The following is a 1,141-nucleotide window of genomic DNA, read 5'->3' as shown; positions in this document are numbered from 1 at the left end:
ACCTTTGCCCCATTCAATGACGTGGTAAATATGCCCATCATTCATTGTCTTATAGGCTCCGGCAGAATAGTTGGGCACGCCTTTGAACTTCTGACCTACTGGCCCCTGCCCATCGCCTTGTTCACCATGGCAATGCTGGCAGTTACGAGCATACAGGGTCTGACCTTCCACTAGATTTTCCTGCGTGTAGGCCAGCGGGTTAGTCAAACGACGTGAAGCTTGCTCAACGCTATCTTTTGGAATATGATCGTAGTAATCCAGTTTACCCAGTGGAACGGTACCTACCGGCGGCGTACGCTGATTGATACCCATTGGGTTGATTGTATTAGCCGTGACTTGTCGTAGAGGCTCATACGGAATAGACTCGTACATCTCCGGCGCATATTCAATGCCGGTGTCATTGGCGTCGTGGCAAGCAGTCGTACAGATTGCTCCAAATACCATCAACGACGCTTGCAGACCTATTTTCAGCGAATGCGCCATTAGTTCTTAGTCATTTCTTTTTCGTTGACTTCTGAAGCGCCGTTATCACGCAACAGTTGAGTCAACTGACCTAGATTGCTTGTATCGTCCTTCAGTTCGATAGCCATCACAAATTTGTCATCCGTCGAACGCACATCCATCACCTGTACTTTCGGCTTAGGATACATGCTTGTGATGATGAAGAAGGTAATGGCCATACCATGACAGGTGAACAATACCGTCAACTCGAACGAAACCGGAATGAATGCTGGTAGCGAAATATGAGGTTTACCACCAATGATCATGGGCCAGTCAAATCCCAACATGTAGATCTGCATCCACAGGGCAAAGGACAAACCGCACAGACCATAGAAGAAAGCGGCGATAGGTAAACGACTCCGTTCAATACCCAAAGCATCATCGATGCCGTGGATAGGGAAAGGCGTGAATACATCGTAGATCTTCACTCCCGCTGCGCGCACGTTCTCAATGGCGTGCAGGAGTACGTCTTCGTCATCGAAAACGCCGAGGGCGAAACGCTTAGTCATGTTTGGTATAAGTTACGGGAGCGGAAGCCGGTACGCCAGGGGTAGCGTGATGATGCGTAGGAGCATGGTGCGGATCTTGACCCGTGTAAGTTGGGCCATTGTCTACACCATATTTCAGGATCGTTTTCACC

Annotated in this window: 2 protein-coding genes; both read right to left on the bottom strand. The window is 49.2% G+C overall.

Going from position 1 to position 1,141, the window contains the following annotated elements:
* A partial coding sequence (locus J4D97_RS22965) for a c-type cytochrome (RefSeq protein ID WP_208309624.1) occupies positions 1-483 on the bottom strand: 483 nt, incomplete at its 3' end.
* The gene (locus J4D97_RS22960; RefSeq protein ID WP_185281017.1) at positions 483-1,010 is read right to left on the bottom strand and encodes a DUF3341 domain-containing protein; all 528 of its coding nucleotides are present in this window, start codon (positions 1,008-1,010) and stop codon (positions 483-485) included. The genes J4D97_RS22965 and J4D97_RS22960, both read right to left, overlap by 1 nt.
* Positions 1,011-1,141: the final 131 nt, after the last annotated feature.

The organism is Hymenobacter defluvii (assembly GCF_017589435.1).
Lineage (GTDB): Bacteria > Bacteroidota > Bacteroidia > Cytophagales > Hymenobacteraceae > Hymenobacter > Hymenobacter profundi.
Note: the sequence above shows the minus strand (reverse complement) of the source record. Positions and strands in the feature narration are given on the sequence as shown.

Bases quoted from the DNA above. Each gene is read 5' to 3' on its own strand.
- J4D97_RS22960 (WP_185281017.1), bottom strand. From the start codon at position 1,010: ATGACTAAGCGTTTCGCCCTCGGCGTTTTCGATGACGAAGACGTACTC.